Source organism: Streptomyces sp. 5K101 (genome assembly GCF_046506645.1).
Lineage (GTDB): Bacteria > Actinomycetota > Actinomycetes > Streptomycetales > Streptomycetaceae > Streptomyces.
The window spans coordinates 146,456-168,027 of the sequence record NZ_JBKFFO010000012.1 but is presented as its reverse complement, the minus strand read 5'-3'; the positions used below and the strand labels follow the sequence as shown (position 1 = coordinate 168,027).

20 protein-coding genes and 2 pseudogenes are annotated in these 21,572 nt (G+C 71.4%); 15 read left to right on the top strand and 7 right to left on the bottom strand.

From position 1 onward, the window contains the following. Positions 1 to 317: 317 nt before the first annotated feature. The 3 genes from ACLB9X_RS23455 (at position 318) to ACLB9X_RS23445 (ending at position 4,371) form a co-directional block, all read left to right on the top strand. The gene (locus tag ACLB9X_RS23455) at positions 318 to 1,853 is read left to right on the top strand and encodes an alanine/glycine:cation symporter family protein (protein WP_410362346.1); all 1,536 of its coding nucleotides are present in this window, start codon (positions 318 to 320) and stop codon (positions 1,851 to 1,853) included. A gap of 233 nt (positions 1,854 to 2,086) precedes the next feature. Continuing rightward, the gene (nhaA, locus tag ACLB9X_RS23450) at positions 2,087 to 3,388 is read left to right on the top strand and encodes a Na+/H+ antiporter NhaA (protein ID WP_410362345.1); all 1,302 of its coding nucleotides are present in this window, start codon (positions 2,087 to 2,089) and stop codon (positions 3,386 to 3,388) included. A gap of 476 nt (positions 3,389 to 3,864) precedes the next feature. Continuing rightward, positions 3,865 to 4,371: a hypothetical protein gene (locus ACLB9X_RS23445; RefSeq protein ID WP_410362344.1), complete on the top strand. Its 507-nt coding sequence runs from the start codon at positions 3,865 to 3,867 to the stop codon at positions 4,369 to 4,371. 121 nt (positions 4,372 to 4,492) lie between these two features. On the opposite strand, the gene ACLB9X_RS23440 is transcribed toward ACLB9X_RS23445, so the two are convergent. From ACLB9X_RS23440 to ACLB9X_RS23425, 4 genes are all read right to left on the bottom strand, one after another. Next, entirely contained in the window at positions 4,493 to 4,798 is a 306-nt protein-coding gene (locus tag ACLB9X_RS23440; RefSeq protein WP_410362343.1) for a hypothetical protein, read from the bottom strand. Next, the gene (locus tag ACLB9X_RS23435; RefSeq protein WP_410362342.1) at positions 4,798 to 4,950 is read right to left on the bottom strand and encodes a hypothetical protein; all 153 of its coding nucleotides are present in this window, start codon (positions 4,948 to 4,950) and stop codon (positions 4,798 to 4,800) included. Before ACLB9X_RS23435 ends, ACLB9X_RS23440 begins: the two co-directional genes overlap by 1 nt. A 165-nt stretch (positions 4,951 to 5,115) precedes the next feature. After that, positions 5,116 to 5,760, bottom strand: coding sequence for a protein-L-isoaspartate(D-aspartate) O-methyltransferase (locus tag ACLB9X_RS23430; RefSeq protein ID WP_410362341.1), 645 nt, complete (start codon positions 5,758 to 5,760; stop codon positions 5,116 to 5,118). 683 nt (positions 5,761 to 6,443) lie between these two features. Further along, a complete protein-coding gene (locus ACLB9X_RS23425) occupies positions 6,444 to 6,803 on the bottom strand; it encodes a hypothetical protein (RefSeq protein ID WP_410362340.1) in 360 nt (119 codons plus the stop codon). 199 nt (positions 6,804 to 7,002) lie between these two features. Between ACLB9X_RS23425 and ACLB9X_RS23420 the strand changes: the two genes are divergently transcribed. From ACLB9X_RS23420 to ACLB9X_RS23385, 8 genes and pseudogenes are all read left to right on the top strand, one after another. Beyond that, the gene (locus ACLB9X_RS23420; RefSeq protein WP_410362418.1) at positions 7,003 to 7,785 is read left to right on the top strand and encodes a methyltransferase domain-containing protein; all 783 of its coding nucleotides are present in this window, start codon (positions 7,003 to 7,005) and stop codon (positions 7,783 to 7,785) included. Between the two features lie 255 nt (positions 7,786 to 8,040). Next, positions 8,041 to 8,241 (top strand): DUF1737 domain-containing protein, encoded by a 201-nt coding sequence (locus ACLB9X_RS23415; protein ID WP_410362339.1) that lies wholly within the window; start codon positions 8,041 to 8,043, stop codon positions 8,239 to 8,241. A gap of 63 nt (positions 8,242 to 8,304) precedes the next feature. Next, a pseudogene (locus ACLB9X_RS23410) lies at positions 8,305 to 8,748 on the top strand (VOC family protein); the annotation flags it as partial. 629 nt (positions 8,749 to 9,377) lie between these two features. Next, positions 9,378 to 11,279 carry an ATP-binding protein gene (locus ACLB9X_RS23405; protein WP_410362338.1) on the top strand — a complete coding sequence of 634 codons (1,902 nt, stop codon included), beginning with the start codon at positions 9,378 to 9,380 and terminating at the stop codon, positions 11,277 to 11,279. A gap of 7 nt (positions 11,280 to 11,286) precedes the next feature. Beyond that, entirely contained in the window at positions 11,287 to 11,721 is a 435-nt protein-coding gene (locus ACLB9X_RS23400) for a roadblock/LC7 domain-containing protein (protein ID WP_410362337.1), read from the top strand. 1 nt (position 11,722) lies between these two features. Beyond that, positions 11,723 to 12,094, top strand: a complete 372-nt coding sequence (locus ACLB9X_RS23395) for a DUF742 domain-containing protein (protein ID WP_410362336.1) — start codon at positions 11,723 to 11,725, stop codon at positions 12,092 to 12,094. Continuing rightward, positions 12,072 to 12,683 (top strand): GTP-binding protein, encoded by a 612-nt coding sequence (locus ACLB9X_RS23390; RefSeq protein WP_410362335.1) that lies wholly within the window; start codon positions 12,072 to 12,074, stop codon positions 12,681 to 12,683. Before ACLB9X_RS23395 ends, ACLB9X_RS23390 begins: the two co-directional genes overlap by 23 nt. Next, entirely contained in the window at positions 12,680 to 13,237 is a 558-nt protein-coding gene (locus ACLB9X_RS23385; protein WP_410362334.1) for a GAF domain-containing protein, read from the top strand. Before ACLB9X_RS23390 ends, ACLB9X_RS23385 begins: the two co-directional genes overlap by 4 nt. A gap of 84 nt (positions 13,238 to 13,321) precedes the next feature. Here ACLB9X_RS23385 and ACLB9X_RS23380 read toward each other — a convergent pair. Continuing rightward, positions 13,322 to 14,292, bottom strand: a pseudogene (locus ACLB9X_RS23380) (acyl-CoA dehydrogenase family protein); the annotation flags it as partial. Positions 14,293 to 14,681: 389 nt separating this feature from the next. Between ACLB9X_RS23380 and ACLB9X_RS23375 the strand changes: the two are divergent. Then, a complete protein-coding gene (locus ACLB9X_RS23375; RefSeq protein ID WP_410362333.1) occupies positions 14,682 to 15,197 on the top strand; it encodes a DUF309 domain-containing protein in 516 nt (171 codons plus the stop codon). A 206-nt stretch (positions 15,198 to 15,403) separates the two neighbouring features. Here ACLB9X_RS23375 and ACLB9X_RS23370 read toward each other — a convergent pair whose 3' ends face one another. After that, entirely contained in the window at positions 15,404 to 15,775 is a 372-nt protein-coding gene (locus tag ACLB9X_RS23370) for a DUF488 domain-containing protein (RefSeq protein WP_410362332.1), read from the bottom strand. Between the two features lie 301 nt (positions 15,776 to 16,076). On the opposite strand from ACLB9X_RS23370, the gene ACLB9X_RS23365 reads away from it, so the two are divergent. After that, positions 16,077 to 18,506: a SpoIIE family protein phosphatase gene (locus ACLB9X_RS23365; protein WP_410362331.1), complete on the top strand. Its 2,430-nt coding sequence runs from the start codon at positions 16,077 to 16,079 to the stop codon at positions 18,504 to 18,506. A gap of 24 nt (positions 18,507 to 18,530) precedes the next feature. Here the strand turns inward: ACLB9X_RS23365 and ACLB9X_RS23360 are convergent, their stop codons facing one another. Further along, on the bottom strand, positions 18,531 to 19,325 hold the full coding sequence (locus ACLB9X_RS23360; RefSeq protein WP_410362330.1) for a TetR/AcrR family transcriptional regulator: 795 nt from the start codon (positions 19,323 to 19,325) through the stop codon (positions 18,531 to 18,533). A gap of 144 nt (positions 19,326 to 19,469) precedes the next feature. Between ACLB9X_RS23360 and ACLB9X_RS23355 the strand changes: the two genes are divergently transcribed. Beyond that, positions 19,470 to 21,233, top strand: a complete 1,764-nt coding sequence (locus ACLB9X_RS23355) for a S8 family serine peptidase (protein ID WP_410362329.1) — start codon at positions 19,470 to 19,472, stop codon at positions 21,231 to 21,233. Between the two features lie 49 nt (positions 21,234 to 21,282). Further along, positions 21,283 to 21,564, top strand: a complete 282-nt coding sequence (locus ACLB9X_RS23350) for a hypothetical protein (protein WP_410362328.1) — start codon at positions 21,283 to 21,285, stop codon at positions 21,562 to 21,564. Positions 21,565 to 21,572 lie beyond the last annotated feature (8 nt).

Below are 21,572 nucleotides of genomic sequence, written 5' to 3'. Positions count from 1 at the left end.
GACATTGCTGTCCGGATAACGGTCGCATCACGGATGCTGGACTTTTGGAAGATCACCTTCCGTGATGTGGTCCGCATCACATGGTACGAGCCGGGTCTCGTGGTAGGAATGCGCAACTCCGCAGGTGGCACCACCCCTCGCCGCCTCCGGAGCCTGCTGGCACGCCCTGGCAGCACGACCCTACGTGAACATGGTCCGAGTCCGCGGACCGTCGACATACCTGGTCGCCGAACGGACAACGGCGTTCGCTCAAAGCCCGCACTCCCATACCGGCGCAGCCTCCCGCGCGCCGGTCCTGCGCCACTGAGGTCCCCACCGTGTCACTTGACTCCATCACCCAGTCCGTCGACAAGGCAGTCAGCGGATTCTTCGAGCCCATAGCTACGTGGCTGGGCGAGGTCGTCTTCTACTCCGTGCCCGTCGGCGGCACCCAGCTTCCCCTCATCGTCGCCTGGCTGGTCGTCGCCGGTCTGGTCTTCAGCGCCTGGTTCGGGCTCGTCCAGATCCGCAAGTTCAAGCTCGCCGTCGACGTGGTCCGGGGCAAGTACGACGAGAAGGGGTCGGCCGGCGAGGTCAACCACTTCCAGGCTCTGACGGCGGCCGTCTCCGGCACGGTCGGCCTCGGCAACATCGCGGGTGTGGCGGTCGCGGTCTCCATCGGTGGCCCCGGTGCGACGTTCTGGATGATCCTCTGCGGCCTGCTCGGCATGGCGACCAAGTTCGTCGAGGTCACGCTCGGCGTGAAGTACCGCGAGGTGCACGCCGACGGCACCGTCTCCGGCGGCCCGATGCACTACCTGCCCAAGGGCCTGGCCGACCGCTTCGGCAAGAACGGCAAGACCCTCGGCAAGGTCCTCGCGATCCTCGCCTCCTTCTTCGTCCTGTTCTTCGGCCTCTTCGGCGGCAACCTCTTCCAGGTCAACCAGTCCTACGCCCAGCTGGTTGCCGTCACCGGCGGCGAGAACGGCCTGATGGGCGGATCCGCCGGCGCGCTCTTCTTCGGCATCCTCATCGCCGCCCTCGTCGGCATCGTCCTCCTCGGCGGCATCCGCTCCATCGCCAACGTCACCAGCAAGCTCGTCCCCGCCATGGCCGGCATCTACATCGCCGCGTGCCTCGTCGTCATCGCTGTCAACGTCACCGCCGTTCCCTCCGCGATCTCCTCGATCATCGAGGGCGCGTTCAACCCGCAGGGTGTCGCCGGTGGTGTGCTCGGCGCGCTGATCATCGGCTTCAAGCGGGCCGCGTTCTCCAACGAGGCCGGTCTCGGCTCCGCGCCGATCGCCCACTCCGCGGTGAAGACGAAGCACCCCGCGAGCGAGGGCCTGGTCGCCCTGCTGGAGCCGTTCATCGACACCGTGGTCATTTGCACGATGACCGCGCTGACCATCGTCATCGCCAACCCGGCCAGCTGGGTTGAGGCCCGCGCGGGCGAGTCCATCGGCGGCGTCACGATCACCTCCGACGCCTTCGCCACGGTGCTGCCCTGGTTCCCGTACATCCTCACCATCGCGGTGATGCTGTTCGCGATCTCCACGGTGCTGACCTGGGGCTACTACTGCATGAAGGCCTGGACGCACCTGTTCGGCCGCAGCCGTGCCAGCGAGCTGGCGTTCAAGGTCTTCTACACCCTCTTCGCGGTCGCGGGCTCCCTGCTCACCCTCCAGACCCTGATCGACATGGCCGACGCGGTGCTCTTCATGCTCGCGGTCATCAACATCATCGGCCTGTACCTCCTCGCCCCCGTCGTCAAGCGGGAGCTCAACTCCTTCCTCGCCTTCGTGAAGCGGCGTGACGCCGGCCTCGACACGGACGAGGACACCGACCAGGAGCCGGTGAAGACCACCGTCTGACCGTCCCCCACGGCCCGGCTCCCGAAGGACCCCGTCCCCACCTCGCGCCTTGGTGAGGACAGGGTCCTTCACCCTGTTCCAGCAGGTGAGAGACGCCTGGTGAGACTCCCGACCGCCCGATAAGGGTGTAAAGAGCGCATCAACGAAACGATGCCGGTGTGCCGGGAAGTCTGGTCGGCGTCCGAGGGGCCTGTGCGCACACCTGTCGACATGCCCCGGAGGGTTGCTCCCCCATGACCCAGGCCCGCCCCCGCAAGACCGTCTTCGGACTGCTTCCCTGGCCCGAGCGCCAGGCGATCGCCGAGTCGCTGCGCACCGAGACCGTGGGCGGTCTCGTCCTGCTCGCCGCCGCGATCGTCGCGCTCGTCTGGGCGAACAGTCCGTGGAGCGCCGCCTACGAGTCTCTGCGTGACTTCCACTTCGGCATACCCGCCCTGGGCCTCGATCTCTCGGTCGGCCATTGGACGGCGGACGGGCTCCTGGCCGTGTTCTTCCTGGTCGCCGGCATCGAGCTGAAACGCGAACTCGTCGTCGGAGAACTGCGCACCCCCGCGACCGCTGCGCTGCCCGTGGTCGCTGCCCTGTGCGGCATGGCCGTACCCGCCGCCCTCTGCCTCCTCGCCGCCTCGGCGGGCGGCGGCAGTCTCGACGGCTGGGCGGTTCCGATGGCCACCGACATCGCCTTCGCGCTCGCCGTCCTGGCCGTCATCAGCACGCATCTGCCCGCCGCCCTGCGGGCGTTCCTGCTCACCCTCGCGGTCGTCGACGACCTCGGCGCCATCCTCATCATCGCGATCTTCTTCACCAGCGACCTCGACTTCTGGGCGCTCGGCGGGGCGTTCGCCGGCCTCGGCCTCTTCTACGCCCTCCAGCGCTTCCGCGTCCGGGGCTGGTGGTGGTACGTGCCGCTCGGCATCGCGATCTGGGTGCTGATGTACAACTCCGGTGTCCACGCGACCGTCGCCGGCGTGGCCATGGGCCTGATCCTGCGTACCACCCGCGACAGCGGCGAGGAGCGATCCCCGGGGGCGCGGGTCTCCCATCTCGTGCACCCCTTCTCCGCGGGCGTCGCCGTCCCCCTCTTCGCGCTCTTCGCCGCGGGGGTCGGCCTCTCCGGCGACGCGCTGGCGAAGGTCTTCACGCAGCCCGAGCCTCTCGCGGTGTTCGTCGGTCTGGTCGCGGGCAAGATCCTGGGTGTCTTCCTCGGCACCTACGCCGCCGTGCGCTTCACCCGCGCGAGACTCAATCCGGAACTCGAATGGGCTGATGTCTTCGGCATCGCGGTCCTCGCCGGTATCGGTTTCACCGTCGCCCTGCTGCTCGGCGAACTGTCCTTCACCGACCCGGCCCAGACCGAACACGTCAAGGCCGCCGTACTCCTCGGCTCCCTCACCGCCGCCGTCCTCGCCGCCGTACTCCTGCGCCGCCGCAACCGCGTCTACAAGCGGCTGTGGGAAGAGGAGAGCCGAGACGTGGACGCCGACGGCATCCCCGACGTCTACCAGACCGGCGCCCAGCCGGGCGGGCCTCGTTGACAGGGAACAGCCTCGGGCCCGTCACCTTCCCGGCCGGCGAAACCGTTCCTGACTCCGTCATGGCCATCAATTGCCACTGGACCTCGCGGGTGAGCGATGACGTCGGGCGGGAACGAGCTTGGTCAAAGGACTGGTCACCGAGACCTGGCTACTGACCCGCCCATTACCTCGTGCTGCTGGTCCCGTTGCGCGGAGGCGTGGACAAACGTGCCGCTGCGAGCCCCTGGATGGCGTTCGGGTCAGCCTCATTGCCGGGATCGCGGACGAGGTCGAGGAGGGTGCCGGCCGGCAGCTGCGCGAGGTAGGCGTCGTTGCCGCTGCGGCGGACGCCGCGCCGCCTCAAGGGCGGAACGCCGTCGCGACCTGTACCAGGAAAACGTCCACCGACCTCCCCACCGCCACCGGCCCGTACGTCATCAGCCGCGACAAGGGAGGCCCCGTTCGCGGGGGATGATCCGCCGATCGAGGAGTCCGCTTTGGGACAGCCTGGTGCACTACCTGGGTCCGGACACCCCCGTGAAGAACCCTCCACGGGCGCGGCCTGGTCGTCCGACGACAGCCGCAAGGTCGTCTGCCCCAGCACGTGGACCAAGCATCCTGCCGACAGCATCGTCGGCACCACCGACTGTGACGAGTACGCGCCGGCGTCCACGCACGAGCGCGGCGGGTTCCCGGGCGGGGTCAACCAGGTCACCAGCGGCAACCAGTGCGCCCAGCTCTACACCGACTGGGTGTTCAACGGGGTCGGTGACGGGTCGACGTCGTTCGGTCTGCTCGCGGACACCCGGGTCGCGACCAACGGCCCGACCGGGACGGAGCGGTGCGGACGTGCGGCGATCGACTCGTCGCAGAACCAGGGCGCGTTCCACAAGCTCCAACCCAGCCTGTGGCGGCTGACCGACGGGGACGGGTTCTTCATCGACACCCCGGGGTTCAACCACTGCTCCGGCCTGGCGGTGACCTGCACCTGGCGCAAGGTGTGAGCAGCGGCTGACGGTAGACAGCAAGAAGGGGCGGACAGGCAGCAGCCTGTCCGCCCCTTCTCTCGTTTCAGCCCGTGAACGGCCGCCACAGCGCGGCCTCGTCCACGGCGAGCGGCGGACCTCACACCAGACGGTCGCCGATCAGACCGGACCGGTAGCCGACCGCAAGCTGCGGGTGCTCCAGCGTGTCGGCGATCTCCTCCAGCAGCACCGTCAGCGACTTGTCCCCCATGGTCCGCACAGCAGTGTCGTCCCACTGGCCGACCTCGCCCGTCTCGGCGTCGACGAACAGACCGGCACTGGCATCGGTCACCGACCACGAGGCGAACGGGATCCAGGACGGCTTCCACAACCAGCCCTCGCCCACGTGCTCCCGCTGCCACCGCGACTGACGCAGGTACACCCTGTGCACGGAATCCAGCGGCATCAGCGCCCACCCGTGATCAGGGACCAGCCCCGCGCCCTGCACGTCCCGGCCTCCTGCACACAGTGCCCACAGCGCGCGGTGATGCCGGGCGCGGTGACGGCGGTGGCCTGGGTGACGCTGCGGCGTATGTCGTCGGGCAGTTCGAGGGGCATGGAGAGGGGCCCTTTCTGGAGTCGAGGTGCCGGCGCTGGGCGTATGCCCGGAAAGGGACGACTTGCCATCGTCGTACGGATACTGGAGCGACTACCGTCCGACGGGCGCACCTGTGCGCTGGGAGCCTTGGACGGGAGACCCCGCAGAGAGCTGGTCGGGACGCATCAGCGCTGATCGTAGCCATGGGCGCCGTACAAGCGGACGAAGTGGGCCGCCGTGACGGTGGCGCGGTGCACCAGGCCGTGGGCCCGCCGCTCGTAGAGCTCGACGCGTTCGCGTCCGCCCGGGCCGATGGGCTGGACGAGCCGGCCACCCGTCCTCAGCTGTGTGACCAGCGGCTCCGGTACCTCGGGGAAGGCCGCGCAGACGATGATGCCGTCATACGGAGCACGGGCCGGCACGCCGAGGGTCCCGTCGCCGAGGACGATCACGGCGTTCTCAACGCCGTGCCCGGCGAGCCGGCGGCGGGCCTCCTCGACCAGATCCGGCCAGCGTTCGACGCTGACCACGTACGCGGCGACGCGGGCCAGCAGCGCGGTCTGCCAGCCGTAGCCGGTGCCGACCTCCAGGACGCGTTCGCCTCCGGTGAGGCCGAGCGCCGACACCATCATGGCGACCAGCGAGGGCTGGGTGGTCACCTGGTCGTGCGGCAGCGGTACGGGCGCGTCCCAGTAGGCGGACGCCACGTGCGCGGCAGGGACGAACTCCGCCCGCGGGGTGACCCGGACGGCCTCGAGCAGCCGCTCGTCCGTCACGCCCACGGCCCGTGCCGCTCGGACCAGATTCTCGGGAGACGACTCATGCGCCATGGGTCAAAGCGATGTTCAGGCGAGGCCGGCGACCAGCAGGAGGACTGCCGAGCCTGTCAGCAGAGGTGGACACATCGTGAACTCCCAGAGCCTGACACGGCCCGCGGTGGCATACGCGACAACCTCTTCCATGGTCCCAGGGTGCGCTCGCGGTCCAACCCGCGCCAACTCAGACGACCGAGGTCGTCCTGCGGTCCGAGCCGTCAGGATCCGGCGTCGGCCCGTGCGACGAGGTCGGCGATGCGGACGTCGCGACTGCCCCTACGCCCTGTCGGACGGCAAGGAAGCCGCCCGGAGCAGGGTGGCCCGGCAGGCCAGGACGGCGGGGTGTCGGCTGCGGCCGCGGCGCACGACGGTGAAGACGCGGCGTGCGCGCCGGCCTCGGGGGAGTTGTCGCAGGGGGACGGCGGGACGTCGTCCCCTCCAGACGAGGTCGGGCAGGAAGGCCCACCGCGTGTTGCTCCTCGACGAGGCGGAGGTGGAGCACCGTCGCCGCCGGGCGCTTGACCCTTGAGTACGCTCACGCCCTGAGCGACCGTGACGGTCACACCTGGGCGGCGAACTCGCCCGCACCGGCCTTCATGGGCCCACCGACGTACGCCTGGCCCCGCCGCACGCCTACGTCGAGCGTTACATCGAACAGGGCCCCGTCCTCGCCGAGCACGACGTGCCCGTCGGCGTCGTCACCGGTGTCCAGGGCATCTCCTGCAGGAGATCACCATCCAGGCCGCGCCGCGCACGCCGGCACCACGCCCACCCACCTGCGCGCCGATGCCGGACTCGCCGCGGCACAGATCATCGTCCACCTGCGGGAGCTGGTCGACTCCGGCGAGTACGGCGACCTGCGCGCCACCGTCGGCCACCTGATCGTCCACCCGGACCTGACCAACATCGTCCCGGGCCGCGCGGAGACGACCGTCGACCTGCGCAACCCCGACGACGCCCGGATGGCTCGCGCCGAAGCAGGCCCTCGCCGCATTCCTGCGCGATCTGGAGGGCAGCCGGCCGGGCCTGTCGCTGACCACCCGGCGGATGGCCAACACCGCCTACGTCCCCTTCGACGAGGGCGTGCAGAAGACCAGGCCGCCGACGACCACGGCCTCGACCACATCTCCCTGCTCTCCGGCGCCGGTCACGACGCCCAGGAGATCGCGGCCTCTGCCGTGGCGGGTGTCGCCGGTCCTGCCGTTGCGCTGCCGAAATCCTGGTGCGGGCTGCCCGGCCGTCTGCCATCCTCGCCGCATGTCCAGGTTCGACGATCTTGTCTTCGAAGGAGAAGCCGTCCCGACGGAGGGCTGGGATTTTTCCTGGTTCGCCGGTCGCGCGACCGAGCAGCGTCCGTCCTGGGGTTACGCGAAGCTGCTCGCGGACCGGATGGCGAAGGCGGAGGCAGCACTTGACGTCCAGACCGGCGGGGGTGAGGTGCTGGCCTCGGTGCCGGTTGCGCCGCCGGTCCTGGCAGCCACGGAGTCGTGGCGTCCGAACGTGGAGATCGCCCGGCGTAATCTGGCCACGTGCAACTGCAGCGTCGTTGACGTCGGCGACACGGCTGACCTGCCGTTCCCCTCGGACCACTTCGATCTCGTGGTCAGCCGTCATCCGGTGATCACCCGCTGGGACGAGGTGCGCCGAGTCCTGCGCCCGAAGGGCACGTACCTTTCGCAGCAGGTGGGTTCGGGCAGCGTACGAGAACTGACCGACTTCATGATGGGGCCACAGCGGGATGAGACTCACTGGTCTCTTCCTCCGCTGGCGACCACAGCGGGCGCGAGTCCGATGGCAGCAGCGGCCAACGCGGAAGCAGCGGGTCTGGACGTTGTGGCCGTGCGTCAGGAAGCACTGCGGATGGAGTTCCACGACATCGCGGCGGTCGTCCACTTCCTTCGCAAGGTCATCTGGATCGTCCCGGGCTTCACGGTGAATGAGTACCGCACGCGCCTGGCAGAGCTCCACCACTTCATCGAGCGCCACGGCCCTTTCGTGGCGCACTCACAGCGCTTCCTCATCGAGGCCCGGAGGCGTTGACCCGGGCGGCCGGTTGGGCGTCCTCGACGTCTGTCGGCCCGGGGGCCGTTGCGGGTGAGGCGCCGGGGCATGAGACTGCACGCCCCGCAGGACGCGCCGCCCCGCTACAGCTTCCGGGGCTGCGCCGAGCGTCCCGGACTCCCGCCGACAACCGTCGGCTACGCGATCGTCGTCGAGGCGGGGCTGACGGCGATTGCTTCAGGTCACAGTGGCGCGCCGGCTCGGCGAGCGGGTGCCTCTGGGATCCTTCTTCCCGTGAGCACACCACCTGACGGATTGCCGATCTACCGGGTCTTGACCGGGCCGGATGACGCCACGTTCTGCCGGCGTGTGAGCGAAGCGATGGATCGTGGCTACGAGCTGCACGAAGGCCCCGCCGTCACCTTCAATGGTGAGAGGGTCATCGTCGCTCAGGCGCTGCTCTGGCCGACACGGGCGTCCAACCCCGGTGCGTAGCGGTAGTCGAGCACATGTCTCATCGCGGCGACCTGGGCTGGCAGAGCTTCTAGGATCTGCGGCATGGCAACACGACTCGTGCAGATCAACATGAAGGCCCAGGACGACTCCGCGCTCGGCCGGTTCTGGGCGTAGGCACTCGGTTGGGGTGTCGACAGCGAGGGACCCGGTGTGACCAACCTCGAACCCGTGGGCTTCGCCTACCCCGACCCCGTGGCAGTCTGCATAGACATCGTCGCCCGCCCGGAACCCAAAACGGTGAAGAACCGGGTGCACCTTGACCTGGCCACCACCTCGACTGCCCATCAGGCGGAGTTGGTTGCGCGCTTGAAGGATCTCGGCGCGACGCTCGCCGACGTGGGTCAGGGCGACGTCCCCTGGACGGTCATGGCCGACCCGGAGGGCAACGAGTTCTGCGTCCTGGAGCCCCGTCCGATCCACCGGAACACCGGACCGATCGCCGCAGTGGTAGTCGACTGCACCGATCCACGAGGGATGGCCCGGTTCCCCTCCGTGCGCACCGGAATCGCGGTCACCGCGATCGACCGAAAGCGGAATAACGCTTCCGGGAGCTGAACGCCGGACTGTCCGGTAGGTGGCGGTGTCCCGTGGGTAGGGGTAAGCGTCAACCGCTGCGGGCCGCGCAGCCGGCGAGGTCCGGCCGGTCCTCGTCGTCGGTCCGGCGGAGCTCGAGGACAGTGAACGGCGCACCCTCCCGCGGCGCCTCGCCAGGGCCCTGCGGGAGGCGGGCGTCGATCTACGGGAGGCGGGCTTGGACCTGCGGTTCGCCGGCGAGGCCGCACTCGCCGGCCTGCTCTACGACGGAGAGGAGGTCCGGATCCGCCGCGCGTCGCGGCCGGACTGAACCTCACCCTGAGACCTGCACGCACCCGGTGCGTAATGCGGTCGCGACTCCCTCGGCGCGATGTCGGGCTGGCGTACGAGCCCTCATACCAGAGCGGGACCAACGGCGGGCAAGTTTTCCAACTGCCCGCCGTACGCGTCCCTCCGCGACTACCGTGTGTCGCCGGTGATCCACGGTGGGTTTCCTTTCGTGTGCCCTCGGCCCGCCGCGCACCGACGTCGCCCAAACCGCAGAACGCCGATTCCTGGGGACCCACGTACCAAGGACGCAGATGTCTCAACTACGCGCACCCACCGCGCGGTCCGACCGCCGAGAGGGCGGGCGTCACGGCCGGCCGAGCGCCCGCCCCCTGTCCTCGCCGGGGCGGTCGCAGACCTCCCCCGTCCCGCCGGACACCCGCATAAGACCCCAACTTCTGCGCACCGCGGTCCTGCCCACCGCAGTCGCCGCCCTCAGCGGCGCGGCAGCGGTGCTGTTCACCCTGCGTGCCGCGTCCCCCGAACCGACCCTCACGCTGTGGGTGGTACTCCTGGGCATGGCCGCACTCGCGGTGACGGCCGTGGCAGCGGCCGCCGTGGGCGCCGACCGCACGGCCAAGTCCCTGCTCGAACGCGCCTCCACACTGCGCCGCACCACCGCGCGCGGACAGGCCGAACTGCGCACCGTCCTCGACGGGCTGCGCCGCGGCGAAGGCCCCCCGCCCCGCCGCAGCCCCGCGCCCCCGCCGAACGGGGCGGACGAATTCGACCTGCTGGCCGCGGAGTTGACGCGCTCGCACGACGCCGCCGTCGCGGCGGTCGTCCAGGCGTCCCGGCTCTCCAGCAGCGTCGGCAACGAGCAGAAGGTCGAGGTCTTCGTCAACCTCGCCCGGCGCCTCCAGTCGCTCGTCCACCGCGAGATCCAGCTGCTCGACGAGCTGGAGAACGAGGTCGAGGACCCCGAGCTGCTCAAGGGTTTGTTCCACGTCGACCACCTCGCCACCCGCATCCGCCGGCACGCCGAGAATCTCGCCGTCCTCGGCGGCGCCATCTCCCGCCGTCAGTGGTCGAACCCGGTCACCATGACCGAGGTGCTCCGGTCCGCGATCGCCGAGGTCGAGCAGTATCCGCGGGTCAAGCTGGTGCCGCCGATCGACGGCACGCTGCGCGGGCACGCGGTCGCCGACGTAATCCACCTCCTGGCCGAACTCGTCGAGAACGCCACCCTGTTCTCCGCGCCGCACACCCAGGTCCTGCTCCGTGCCCAGCACGTCACGGCCGGGCTCGCCGTCGAGGTGGAGGACCGCGGCCTCGGCATGCCCCTCGGCGAGCAGGACAAGATGAACGCCCTGCTCACCGACCCCGACCAGGTCAACGTCGCGCACCTGCTGCAGGACGGGCGGATCGGCCTGTTCGTCGTCTCCGCGCTGGCCCGCCGGCACGGCATCGCCGTACGCCTCCAGTCCAACATCTACGGCGGGGTGCAGGCCGTTCTCGTCCTGCCGCAGGGCCTGCTGGGCGCCCAATCGGGCGGACTCACGCAGAACGAGGGCCATCAGCCCTCCACCGGGCCCCGCATCGCGGCCACCGCACCGCCCCAGCTGCCGCGGTCGGCGGCGACCGCTCAGCCGCGAACCGCCGGCACCCCCGCCCGGCCGCAGCCCGAGCCGCACCCGCATCCCCGGACGCAGCCGCTGCCGCGGTCCGAGCCGCACCCGATTCCCGGGGCGCAGCCGTACCTGCAGTCCGAGCCGCCCCCGCATCCCCAGGCCCATCCGCAGCCGCTGCCCGCCCAGCGCGAGCCGGTCCGCGTCTCTGACCGCCTCGAACCCCTCCCCGTACGCGGCGACCACGACGAGCGGCCCCACCCGGCCGCCCCCCAGCCCGGATACGACCACACCCCGTCCCCCCAGGAACCGGCCGCGGACCCCCGGGACACCGACGTCGACCCGCTGCGCCCCCACGCCGTGCGCGACACCATGGGCCGCCCCCAACTCCCCAAGCGCCGCAGCCAGGAGCACCTGGTGCCACAGCTGCGCGATGCCCCCGCCCCTCGCAAGGACGACGAGCCGGCCCTGCACGACCCGGGACTCATGGCCGCCTTTCAGCGCGGCATCGGCCTCGCTGCATCGCAGCCGCCGACCGCCCCGGCACGACACGCCCTGCACCCCCAGGACACCACCACCAAGGAGTAGATGCACCATGGCGAGCGATGCGCCGTCCGGCCACGTCTCGGACCTCGACTGGCTGCTCAGCGGTCTCGTACAGCGAGTGCCGTACACCCGCAACGCTGTGCTGCTCTCCTCCGACGGCCTGGTCAAATCCGTGCACGGCCTGGACACCGACAGCGCCGACCACATGGCCGCCCTCGCCTCCGGCCTCTACTCGCTCGGCCGCAGCGCCGGCGCCCGCTTCGGCGACGGCGGCGAGGTGCGCCAGGTGGTCGTGGAGCTCGACTCCACCCTGCTGTTCGTCTCCACGGCCGGCTCCGGCACCTGTCTGGCCGTACTCGCCGGACGCGAGGCGGATGCCGCCGTGCTCGGGTACGAGATGGCGATGCTGGTCAAGAGCGTACGGCCGTACCTGGTCACGCCGGCCAGAGCGGCCGCGGGAGCGACGAGCACTGCGGGGCAGTGACATGTCCGTGCCGAAGGACGGGCCGCTGCTGGACGACGCGGCCGGCCGGCTGATCCGTCCGTACACGGTCAGCGGCGGCCGCACCCGTCCGACGGCGGCGCTGGATCTGCTCAGTCTGGTGATGGCCACCGGATCCAAGCCGCAGGGCCACCTCGGCCCCGAGCACAGCATGGCGCTCGGACTGTGCCACGGGCCGACGTCGGTCGCCGAGATCTCCGCGCACCTGAGACTGCCGGCCGTCGTCACCAAGGTGCTCCTGTCCGACCTCGTGGACTGCGGCGCCGTCACCGCGCGGACGCCGCGCCCATGTGACACCCGCACGGACCGATCACTCCTGGAGGCGGTGCTCGATGGCCTACGACGACGGCTCTGAAGCCGCCGGCCTGTTCCCGGCCGCGTTGAAGATCCTGGTCGCGGGCGGCTTCGGAGTGGGCAAGACGACCTTCGTCGGAGCGGTCAGCGAGATCGACCCGCTCAGCACGGAGGAGCTGCTCACCCAGGTCAGTGCCGCGACGGACAGCCTGGACGGCATCGAGGCCAAGACCACGACCACGGTCGCCATGGACTTCGGCCGGATCACCCTGGACGCCCGCCACGTGCTCTACCTCTTCGGCACACCGGGCCAGGAGCGCTTCTGGTTCATGTGGGACGAGCTCTCCGAGGGCGCGCTCGGAGCGGTCGTCCTCGCCGACACCCGCCGCCTGGAGGCGTCCTTCTCCGCGGTGGACTTCTTCGAGCGGCGCGGCATCGGGTTCGTCGTCGCCGTCAACGAGTTCGACGGCGCGTACCGCTACGAACCCGACGAGGTGCGGGCGGCCATCGACCTGAAGCCGGAGGTGCCGGTCGTGCTGTGCGACGCGCGGGTCCCCGGCTCCGGCAACGCGACCCTGGTCACGCTCGTCCAGCATCTGCTCACCACCACCCAGCCCGCCCCGGCACCGAGCCATGGAGCACCGACATGACGTACGACCCCACCGGCCATCTGCTGCTGACCCCGGTCGACCGCGAGGCACCCGTCCGGGTGCAGCGCCTGCGCCAGCTCGGGTTCGGGGAACGGCCCGATCCCGCCTTCGACGACTTCGCCCACAAGCTCGCGGAGGTGACCGGTGCGCCGTACTCGATGGTCAACTTCATCGACGAGACCCGGCAGTTCTTCGCCGGGCTGCACACGCCGGGCGGCACGCACAGCGGCACGGCCGCGGCGGGCGGCGAGGTCAGCCGGTTCATGGCGCGCGACCACGGCTACTGCCCGCATGTGGTCGTACGGCGCAAGGCGCTCGTCCTGGAGGACGTCTGCGACTACCCGCGCTTCGCGGGCAATCCGGTCGTCGACGAGATCGGCATCCGCTCCTACCTGGGCGCGCCGCTGATCGACCGTACGGGCATCGCCCTGGGCACGATCTGCGTGGTGGACACCGAGCCGCGCCCCTGGGGCAGGGCGGGGCTCAAAACGATCAAGTCCCTTGCTGCGGAACTGATCGAGCAGATCCACCGGCGGGAGGACGGGAGCATCTGAGGCCGGCCCCGGGGCGTGCGTCGCAGGCGCCCCGGGGTGGCGTGCCGCCGGACGGCCGTGTCCCGCGTGGCCCCTCCCGGACGCTCAGCCGGTGGGCGCCATCCGTACGGCGTCCGACAGCAGCTGCGACCACTGGCCCTTCGCCGTGCCGAGCGCGACCTCGGCCAGGCGGAGCAGCTGTACGTCGGAGGTGCCGGCGGGCGCGAACATGTGCAGCGCGTCGCGCATGTAGCGCTCGATGGGACGGTTGGTGAACAGCCCGGCAGCGGCGTGGATCTCCATGGCGTTGCGGGCCGAGTCGATCGCCGACTCCACGTTCACCAGCTTGGCGTTCATCAGCTCGGCGTCGCAGGGCAGACCCGCGTCGAGGAGGTGGACCGCGTGGTAGGCGGCGAGCCGTGACGTCATCAGTCGCGCCTGCATCGTGCCCAACTTGAGCCGGACGCACGGCAGTTCGTGCAGGGGCTTGCCGTAGCGGTGGCGCTGTTCGCAGAAGCGTGTGGTGTCCTCCAGGATCGCCGGGTGGATGCCGAGGGACACGGCGGTGAGATTGGCGCGTCCGTACAGGACGCTGGAGGAGTACGCGACGGACAGTCCGTCGCCCTCGTCGCCGAGGCGGTTCGCGGCGGGGATGCGGCAGTTGTCGAAGAACAGCTCGCCGAAGCTGAAGCCGTGCAGCCCCATCGTGGGCTTCTGCTCGCCGATACGGAAGCCCGGCCGCCCGGACTCCACGAGGAAGGCGGTCAGCCCGTGGGAGCCCGGGCCGGTGCGGACCACCACGCCGTGGAGAGCCCCGACATGGCTGTTGCCCACATACACTTTTCGGCCATTGAGGACGTAGTCGTCGCCGTCGCGCACGGCGGTGGCGCTCATGCCGAGCACGTGCCCGCCGACTCCGGCTCGGTGACGGCGATGGTCGGCAGGCATGCACCGGCGGCTATCGCCGGAAGCCAGGTCTTCTTCTGCTCGTCGTCGCCGAAATGGACAATCTTGGCGACGCCGAGTTGTGGCGCCTGCACCATGGCGCCCATCGCCCCGCTGACCCGGGACAGCTCCCGGCCGACGTCCAGTTCGGCCGAAAACAAGAGTGTTGACGTTTGATCGGAGATATGAGCCAGGTGGGTACAGCCGCTCTCCGTCGCTGCTCGGGACCATTCCCCTTGGATCTTTTCCTGCCACATGCCAACGGCAAAGGATGCGGAATTGCGCGGCGAAGCGGCGGAGGGGACACCTCAGACATGCACAGGTGTGCCATTGGGGAACATCTGCAGGATTGATACAGCGCCCCCACGCGACCGAGAACCGACCTTGTCCGCTACCGGTCTTCCGTGGCACCGCTGTCAGGCGCAGGCCGTCCGGGGGAGACCTCGGCACCGCAGTGGCGGCAGCTGGTGGTGAGTGCCGCAGCCGACCGCGTCGCCCTCGGGCGGGGGACAATCGCGGCATGGACGAGAAGCGCAGTGCCGGGTCCCGCCGCGACCGCGACGCCGAGGGCCGCGCCCGCAGCGCCCGGCCCCGCGACGGTCTCGGGCGGCCCCTCCCGTACGGCGTCCCGGGGGTGGAGCGGCAGCCCGAGGGCGTGCGGCGCACCGGCCCCGAGACCGTGGCCGAGGCGCAGAGGCTGCTGGACGCGGGTATGCCGTTCCACGCCCATGAGGTCTTCGAGGACGCCTGGAAGTCCGGCCCCGACGCCGAACGGGAGCTGTGGCGGGGGCTCGCCCAACTGGCGGTCGGCCTCACCCACGCCGCCCGCGGCAACACCACGGGCGGCGCACGGCTGCTGCTGCGCGGAGCGGAGCGGATCACGCCGTACCGGGGACCGTACGGGATCGACGTGCCGGGCCTGGCCCGGTGGGCCCGTAAGCTGGCGGACGGCCTGACGGGCCCGGTGGACCCGGCGGCCGAGGCCCCGCACCTGACCGGTGGTCCGGCGGACCGGGCGTCGCGCCCCGGCACGTAAGGCACGGCCCGTACCGGCCCAGCCTGCGCCGTACCGCCCGGCACGTGACGGGTTCACCGGGCGCGTCGCGGTCACCCCAGACGGGCCGGGGTGCGGTCCGGGTCGGCCTCCGCGACACACCGCCCGGCGCGTCACGTACTGCCCGGCATCCGGTCGCGCCGCCCTGCGCGCGGTGGTGCGCCGCCCGGCGCGGGCCGGGATACGGGCTAACGGCGCCCGCGGAGCAGGCGCAGCAGCACCGACGCGTGGCTGACGTCCGGATCCTTGGCCGCCGTGAGCAGGGTCAGCGGTCCGTCGGCCGCGAGGCCCCTGAGCCGTTCCAGGGCCTCGGCCGCCTCGGGCTCGGCGAGTTCGTCCTCGTAGCGCCTGCAGAACTCCTCGTACGTCCCGTCCGGGCCGTGGAACCAGCGGCGCAGTTCCGTCGACGGTGTGACCGCCTTGGGCCATTCGTCGACGCGCGCCTCGGTCTTCGCCAGTCCACGTGGCCAGAGCCGGTCGACGAGCACGCGCACGCCGTCGTCCGCGTCGGGCGTCTCGTAGACCCGGCGGACCTTCACCCTGTCGGAACGTCGCTCCATCCCCCCAGGGTCACCGCTCCGCCGCCCGGCACGCAGCGGAACACCGCCGTACGGTCCAACACCGGATCCGCCGCCGATCCCGAGCCCGGGAGATCCCCCCTGAACCACCGCCTTCGTGGCATTACGTCCACAAGGGAATATTTCGTTCACTTGTGCAAGACGGCTGCCGTCGGCCGCCCGCGCGGGCATGATTCAGTCCCTGCTCTCCGGTTGTCCTGACACCTGACTGGCTGCGAACGTCCGGTGAACGGCAGCATGGGAGAGAGGCGACGCCTGTCCGCGTACGGAGGCGGTACACACGGTGACCGGGCAAGACTTTGCGTTTCGCGGTGCCGAGCTGGCAGCTGTCTACGTGCTGGCCGAGGACGACGACGGCCTGCGCCTGGCCGAAATCGCCGGGGACCGCGGTGGGGCGCAGGGGCTGCCCACGCACATCCCGCTGACCGGCCGCTCTCCCGCGGCGGACGCCGTGCGCGCGGGACGGCCGCTGTGGTTCGGGCCCGCGGACGTCGCCGCGTACGGGGCGGGAGGGGACACTCCGCTCCTCCACCCCGGACCGGGCACCTCTGCCGGTCCGCTGTCCCTGGGGGTCCTGCCGCTGGGCCGCGGCGCCACGGAGCTCGGGTGCCTCCTGGTCGCCGGCGACGTCGGCGGCGGTTTCGACGCCGACAGCCGCACACTGCTGGAGCTGTACGCCGACCAGGTCGCGGCCGGGCTCGAATCGGCCGCGGCCCGCTCCGCCGGCCGGCCCCCGCAGCCGCGCGCGCACGGCCCCTCCCTCGTACCGCCGCTGGGCGGCGCGTTCACGCTGACACTGAGCACGGGTGCGCTGGACGCCGATCCCCAGATGCTGAGGCTGCTCGGCATGCCGCCGGAGCGGTTCGACGGCCGGGCGGAGACGCTGCTCGCCTGCGCGGTGCCGGACGACGTGCCCGCGCTGATGGACATCGTGGAGCCGGGCCGACTGGCCGAGGCGGGCGGCCAGTTGGCGTTTCGTGTCCGGCGCCCGGGCGGCGAACTGCGCTGGCTGGGGCTGCGGTGCCGGCTGCGGTTCGGCGCGGACGGGACACCCGAGCGCATACTCGGCGTGGTGGCCGACGCCGCCTACCTGCGGCCCACCGCCGACGAGGTGGCCGTGGTGCAGGAGCTGTCCGCGAAGCTGGCGGGAGCCACGACCGTACGGGAGGTCAGCCGGCTCGTGGTCTCGGCGCTGGGCGGCCCGTTGCAGGCGAACCGGATCGCGGTGGCCGAGCTGGAGGGCGACCGGCTCTTCGTCACCGTCCTCGACCCGCCGGACCATCAGGCCTGGCCGCAGGTGTGGCAGTCCGAATGGCGCTCCGAGTGGCCGGACGCGTCGTGCCACGCCCTGCCGACGCTGCAGAACGCGCTGCGCGACGGCCACGTCAGCCTGTGGACCTCAGGGACCGGCCTGGAGGAGGGGCTGGCCGGGATCGGTACGGGCGGTCTGGCCGTCCTGCCGCTCCCCGCGGACGGGCGCATGGTCGGGGTCTGCCTGGTCGGCTGGGACGAGCCGCACGGCTTCGGCCCGGAGGAGCGGTCGCTGCTGACGGCGGTCGCGGGTCTGGTGGGCCAGGCCCTGACCCGCGCGCACGCCCTGGACGCGGGCCACGAGCTGGCGACGATGCTCCAGCGCAGTCTGCTGCCGCGCAAGCTTCCGGCGCTGGCCGGCGGGGTCGCCGTCGCCCGCTACCTGCCCGCCACGGTCGGACTCGAGGTGGGCGGCGACTGGTACGACGTGATCCCGCTGGCCGACGGGCACGTGGCCCTGGTCATCGGCGACGTCCAGGGGCACAGCGCCGGCGCCGCGACGATCATGGGCCAGATGCGCACGGCCGTGCGCGCGTACGCGGTGGAGGGGCACCCGCCGGACGTGGTGGTCGCCCGTGCCAACCGGCTGCTCATGGGCATGGAGACGGACCTGTTCGCCACCTGCCTCTACGCCGACCTGGACATGGAGGAGGGCATCGCCCGCTTCGTACGGGCCGGGCACCTGCCGCCCGTGCTGCGCCACCCCGACGGGACGACACAGGAGCTCCAGGTCGAGGGAGGGCCGCCGCTGGGCGTGCTGGCGGACACCGAATTCCCCATGACCGAGGCCGGGTTGGCCCCGGGGACGCTCGTGACGATGCTGACGGACGGACTCGTCGAGTCGGCGCATCTCGCGCTCGAGGACGGCATGACGCGCGTCCGTGAAGTACTCGCGGACGCAGACCCGGGCGACGCGGGACGGGTCGCGGACCGGCTGCTCGGCAGCGCCGACGGCCGCGACGACGACGTGGCGGTGCTCTTGCTGCGCTACGACGGCACCCGTGTCCGGCCCCTGCGGACCCACTGGACCGTGTGGCGGCTGCCGGACGCGGTGATGCACGCGCGCCGCTTCACGGCGCGGACGCTGAAGGCGTGGGGGGTGCCGGAGGAGATGGACGTGGCCCTGCTGGTGGTCTCGGAGCTGGTCACGAACGCGATCGCGCACACCAGGGGCGAGGTGCGGCTCAATCTGACGCTGTCGGCGGACCGGTTGCGCATCGCGGTGAACGACGCGTCGCCGCGCAGCCCGGTCAAGCCGGACATCGTGGACTGGGAGGCGACCGGCGGCCGTGGCCTGCTCATCGTCGAGGCGATGACGGCGGCCTGGGGCTCGGTACCGCTCAGCGGCGGCAAGCAGGTCTGGGCCGAGATCGCGGTGGCGCCGGCGGACGCGCGAGGGTGACGGGGTGAGGGGACGCGAGGGCCTCTAGCCGTCGGCGGCGGGCACCAGGCCGTCGAGCAACGCGTCTACCCCGGCGGTGAGTTGCTTCTCTCCTCCCCGGTCGGCCAACTCCTGCCCGAGCGCCCGCAGCCTGGGGAAGTCCTTGGCCGGCAGGCGGTGCAGCCCCAGCCGGAAGGCCGGGTCGGGCTCGTCGGGGTCGTCGACCACCTCGCGGAGGTCGATGACGATGTAGCCGAGGACCCAGGAGACGAACGCCCGGTACAGCAGCAGGGCGGCCCGGTCGTCCAGCCCCGCCGCACGCAGCAGCACGAGAAGGCGCTCGTGCGTGCGCAGCACCGCATGCGGCCGGCGCGTCAGAGGGGTCGTCAGCGAGCGCGTCGCGCACAGGGACACGACGCTCGGATGCGCCACCGCGACGCGGTACGTCTCCCGCGCGACGCCGTGGAGAGCCTGCCGAAGGGCGGACCTGTCCAGAGAGCGCGACTCGGCCGGCTCCGCCAGGGCGGCGGGTCCGCCCGACAGCCGCTCCTCCAGATCCAGGAACACCGTCTCGACCAGCCCGTCCAAGAGGTCGTCCTTGCTGGGCGTGTAGCGGTAGAGGGCCATGGTCTCCACGCCGAGCTCCACGGCCACCCGCCGCATGCTGACCGCAGGCAGCCCCTCAGCGTCCGCCACGGACAGAGCGGTCCGCAACACCCGCTCCCGGCTCAGACGCCCCCGTCCCGATGCCGATCGTTCGTCGATCATGGCCATGCCCAGAACCTTGACGGTGCCCACCCGTACGGAGCAGTATATGACATAAACGTACAGAATAAACATACCCCGCACATGTAGGGCATATACGCATGCCTGGCGGGACGGGAACGCCCGAGAACGGCCACCGGGCGGACCGCAGCCGAGCCACCGCCCCGGCGTTCGGTCACCTCGCGGCGTCGCCCGCGCCCGGCAGGACGAGGAGCAGCCATGGCCATCGAGAAACTCGCGCCGCCGCTCGCCGCGGCGTACGAGCGCTACGTAGCGGAAGGCCGCAATCGCGGCGTACTGAAGCGGCCGGCGGCGATCATGGGGCTCGCCTCCGTCGGACAACGCGCCAAGCCCGTGCGCGTCGTCGTCACGCTGGAGTGCGACCCCGACGAGCGGCCGGCCGGTGAATGGGGCGACGCAGCCGAGGTGAACGAGGGCGGCCGGCGGATCCGTACGGCGATCGTGCCGCTCGACGCCGTCGAGCGGCTGTCCGAACAGCCCGGCGTACGCCGTGTGGTGCCGGCCGCACAGCTGCGCCCGGCGCTCGATCTCGCCCAGGGCAAGGTCGGCGTGCCGGGGTTCCGCAACCGCACCGGACGCACCGGACGCGACGTCCTCGTCGGTGTGGTGGACACGGGCATCGACTCGGCGCACCCCGAGTTCGCCGGGCGTCTCGAACGCGTCTGGGACCAGACGCTGGACGGCGGCAGCGGCGTGCCCGAGGGCCATTACGGCGCGGAGTTCGTCGGGGCCGAGCTGGGCGCCGGTTCGCTGTCCCGCGACACGGACGGACACGGCACGCACGTCGCCGGGATCGCCGCCGGCACCGAAGGCGTCGCTCCGGAGGCCCGGATCGTCGCGGTGAAGACGGACTTCCAGGACGCGCACATCATCGACGGCATCCAGTACGTCTTCCGTCTGGCGAACGAACTGAACCTGCCGGCGGTGGTGAACCTGAGCCTGGGCGGCCACGTCGACCCGCACGACGGCACGGACGTGATGTCCCTGGCCGTCGAGGAGGAGTCCGGGCCGGGCCGCATCGTCTGCTGTGCCGCGGGCAACGAGGGCGACGACGACATCCACGCGCGCATGACGGTCGCGAACGGCGCCCGCCGTTCCGTCCCCTGCCACTCCGGCAGGATGGACGGCGTCCCTTCCCTGTTCTGGCTGAACGGCTGGTACCCCGGGGCGGACCGGCTGGACGTCGCCATGGTGTCACCGGCGGGAGACAGCACCCCGTTCCAGTCGGTCACGACCCTGGGATCGCCGGTGCGCACCTTCGAACTGGCCGGCGGCACCGTGCAGATCGTCACGCCCGGCCCCGATCCCGCCAACGGGGACCACAACTTCTTCGTGGCCGTGGAACCGACCGTGACCGCTTCGGCCCTCACCTCGCCTGCGTGGCGGCTGGTGCTGCGCGGCGCGAACGTGACCGGCGAGCACTGCACGGCCGACGTGTGGATCCTCGGCCGGGCGGAGGCGGACCCCCAGCCGCAGTTCAGCGGCCCGTCCGTGCACGACGCGCTCAAGGTCGGCTCGCCGGGGGCGGCCACGTCGGCGATCACCGTCGCCGCCTCCACTACCCGCACGGAATGGCAGGACGTCGACGGCATCACCCGCCACGCCACTTGGCTGGAGGCGAACGACATCGCGAGCTTTTCCAGCGAGGGGCCGCGCCGCGACGACGCGCACAAGCCGGATGTCACCGCACCGGGCGCGATGATCGTCTCCGCCCTGTCGCGGGACGCCGTGGACCTGCAGCGGGCATTCATGATCGACAACGGTCATGTCGCGCTCCAGGGGACGAGCATGGCCTGCCCGTTCATCGCCGGTCTCACCGCGCTGCTGCTCCAGGGCGATCCGGGCGCGGACCCGGCGAAGGTCCTCTCCGCCCTGACCGCCGCCGCGGCGATCCCCGGCGGGGCTCCGGGCGCGTTTGACCCCAAGTGGGGGAACGGGCTCGTCGACGCGAACCGTCTCTGAGGCGTTCGCTGCGCGCCGTCGGGGACGGCCCTCGGTGACAATCATGGACGTGGACTACGGAAAGCTCGACGTCTCCCTCGCCGCCGCCATGGACGCCCCGGGCGGCGATCCGGACGCCAGGAACCTGCTGGTGACCGTTCGTCTGCACCGGGTGCCCACGGCGGCGCAGCGGGAGGTCCTCCGCGACGCGGGAGTCGAGGTCCCGGCCCCGGACCGCACGGTCGCGACCGGCACGGTCTCCCGCCACGGCGTCGAGCACCTCTCCCGCGAGCCGTGGGTGCGGTCCCTGACCCTGTCGGCGACGCGCCGCCCGCTGGGCGGGCAGCCCTGACCGCGGCC

Excerpts from the sequence above, each read along its gene's own strand:
- nhaA (WP_410362345.1), top strand. The coding sequence starts at position 2,087 with ATGACCCAGGCCCGCCCCCGCAAGACCGTCTTCGGACTGCTTCCCTGG.
- ACLB9X_RS23440 (WP_410362343.1), bottom strand. The coding sequence starts at position 4,798 with ATGCCGCTGGATTCCGTGCACAGGGTGTACCTGCGTCAGTCGCGGTGG.
- ACLB9X_RS23435 (WP_410362342.1), bottom strand. The coding sequence starts at position 4,950 with ATGCCCCTCGAACTGCCCGACGACATACGCCGCAGCGTCACCCAGGCC.
- ACLB9X_RS23430 (WP_410362341.1), bottom strand. The coding sequence starts at position 5,760 with ATGGCGCATGAGTCGTCTCCCGAGAATCTGGTCCGAGCGGCACGGGCC.
- ACLB9X_RS23420 (WP_410362418.1), top strand. The coding sequence starts at position 7,003 with ATGTCCAGGTTCGACGATCTTGTCTTCGAAGGAGAAGCCGTCCCGACG.
- ACLB9X_RS23405 (WP_410362338.1), top strand. The coding sequence starts at position 9,378 with ATGTCTCAACTACGCGCACCCACCGCGCGGTCCGACCGCCGAGAGGGC.
- ACLB9X_RS23400 (WP_410362337.1), top strand. The coding sequence starts at position 11,287 with ATGGCGAGCGATGCGCCGTCCGGCCACGTCTCGGACCTCGACTGGCTG.
- ACLB9X_RS23395 (WP_410362336.1), top strand. The coding sequence starts at position 11,723 with ATGTCCGTGCCGAAGGACGGGCCGCTGCTGGACGACGCGGCCGGCCGG.
- ACLB9X_RS23390 (WP_410362335.1), top strand. The coding sequence starts at position 12,072 with ATGGCCTACGACGACGGCTCTGAAGCCGCCGGCCTGTTCCCGGCCGCG.
- ACLB9X_RS23385 (WP_410362334.1), top strand. The coding sequence starts at position 12,680 with ATGACGTACGACCCCACCGGCCATCTGCTGCTGACCCCGGTCGACCGC.
- ACLB9X_RS23375 (WP_410362333.1), top strand. The coding sequence starts at position 14,682 with ATGGACGAGAAGCGCAGTGCCGGGTCCCGCCGCGACCGCGACGCCGAG.
- ACLB9X_RS23370 (WP_410362332.1), bottom strand. The coding sequence starts at position 15,775 with ATGGAGCGACGTTCCGACAGGGTGAAGGTCCGCCGGGTCTACGAGACG.
- ACLB9X_RS23360 (WP_410362330.1), bottom strand. The coding sequence starts at position 19,325 with ATGTTTATTCTGTACGTTTATGTCATATACTGCTCCGTACGGGTGGGC.
- ACLB9X_RS23355 (WP_410362329.1), top strand. The coding sequence starts at position 19,470 with ATGGCCATCGAGAAACTCGCGCCGCCGCTCGCCGCGGCGTACGAGCGC.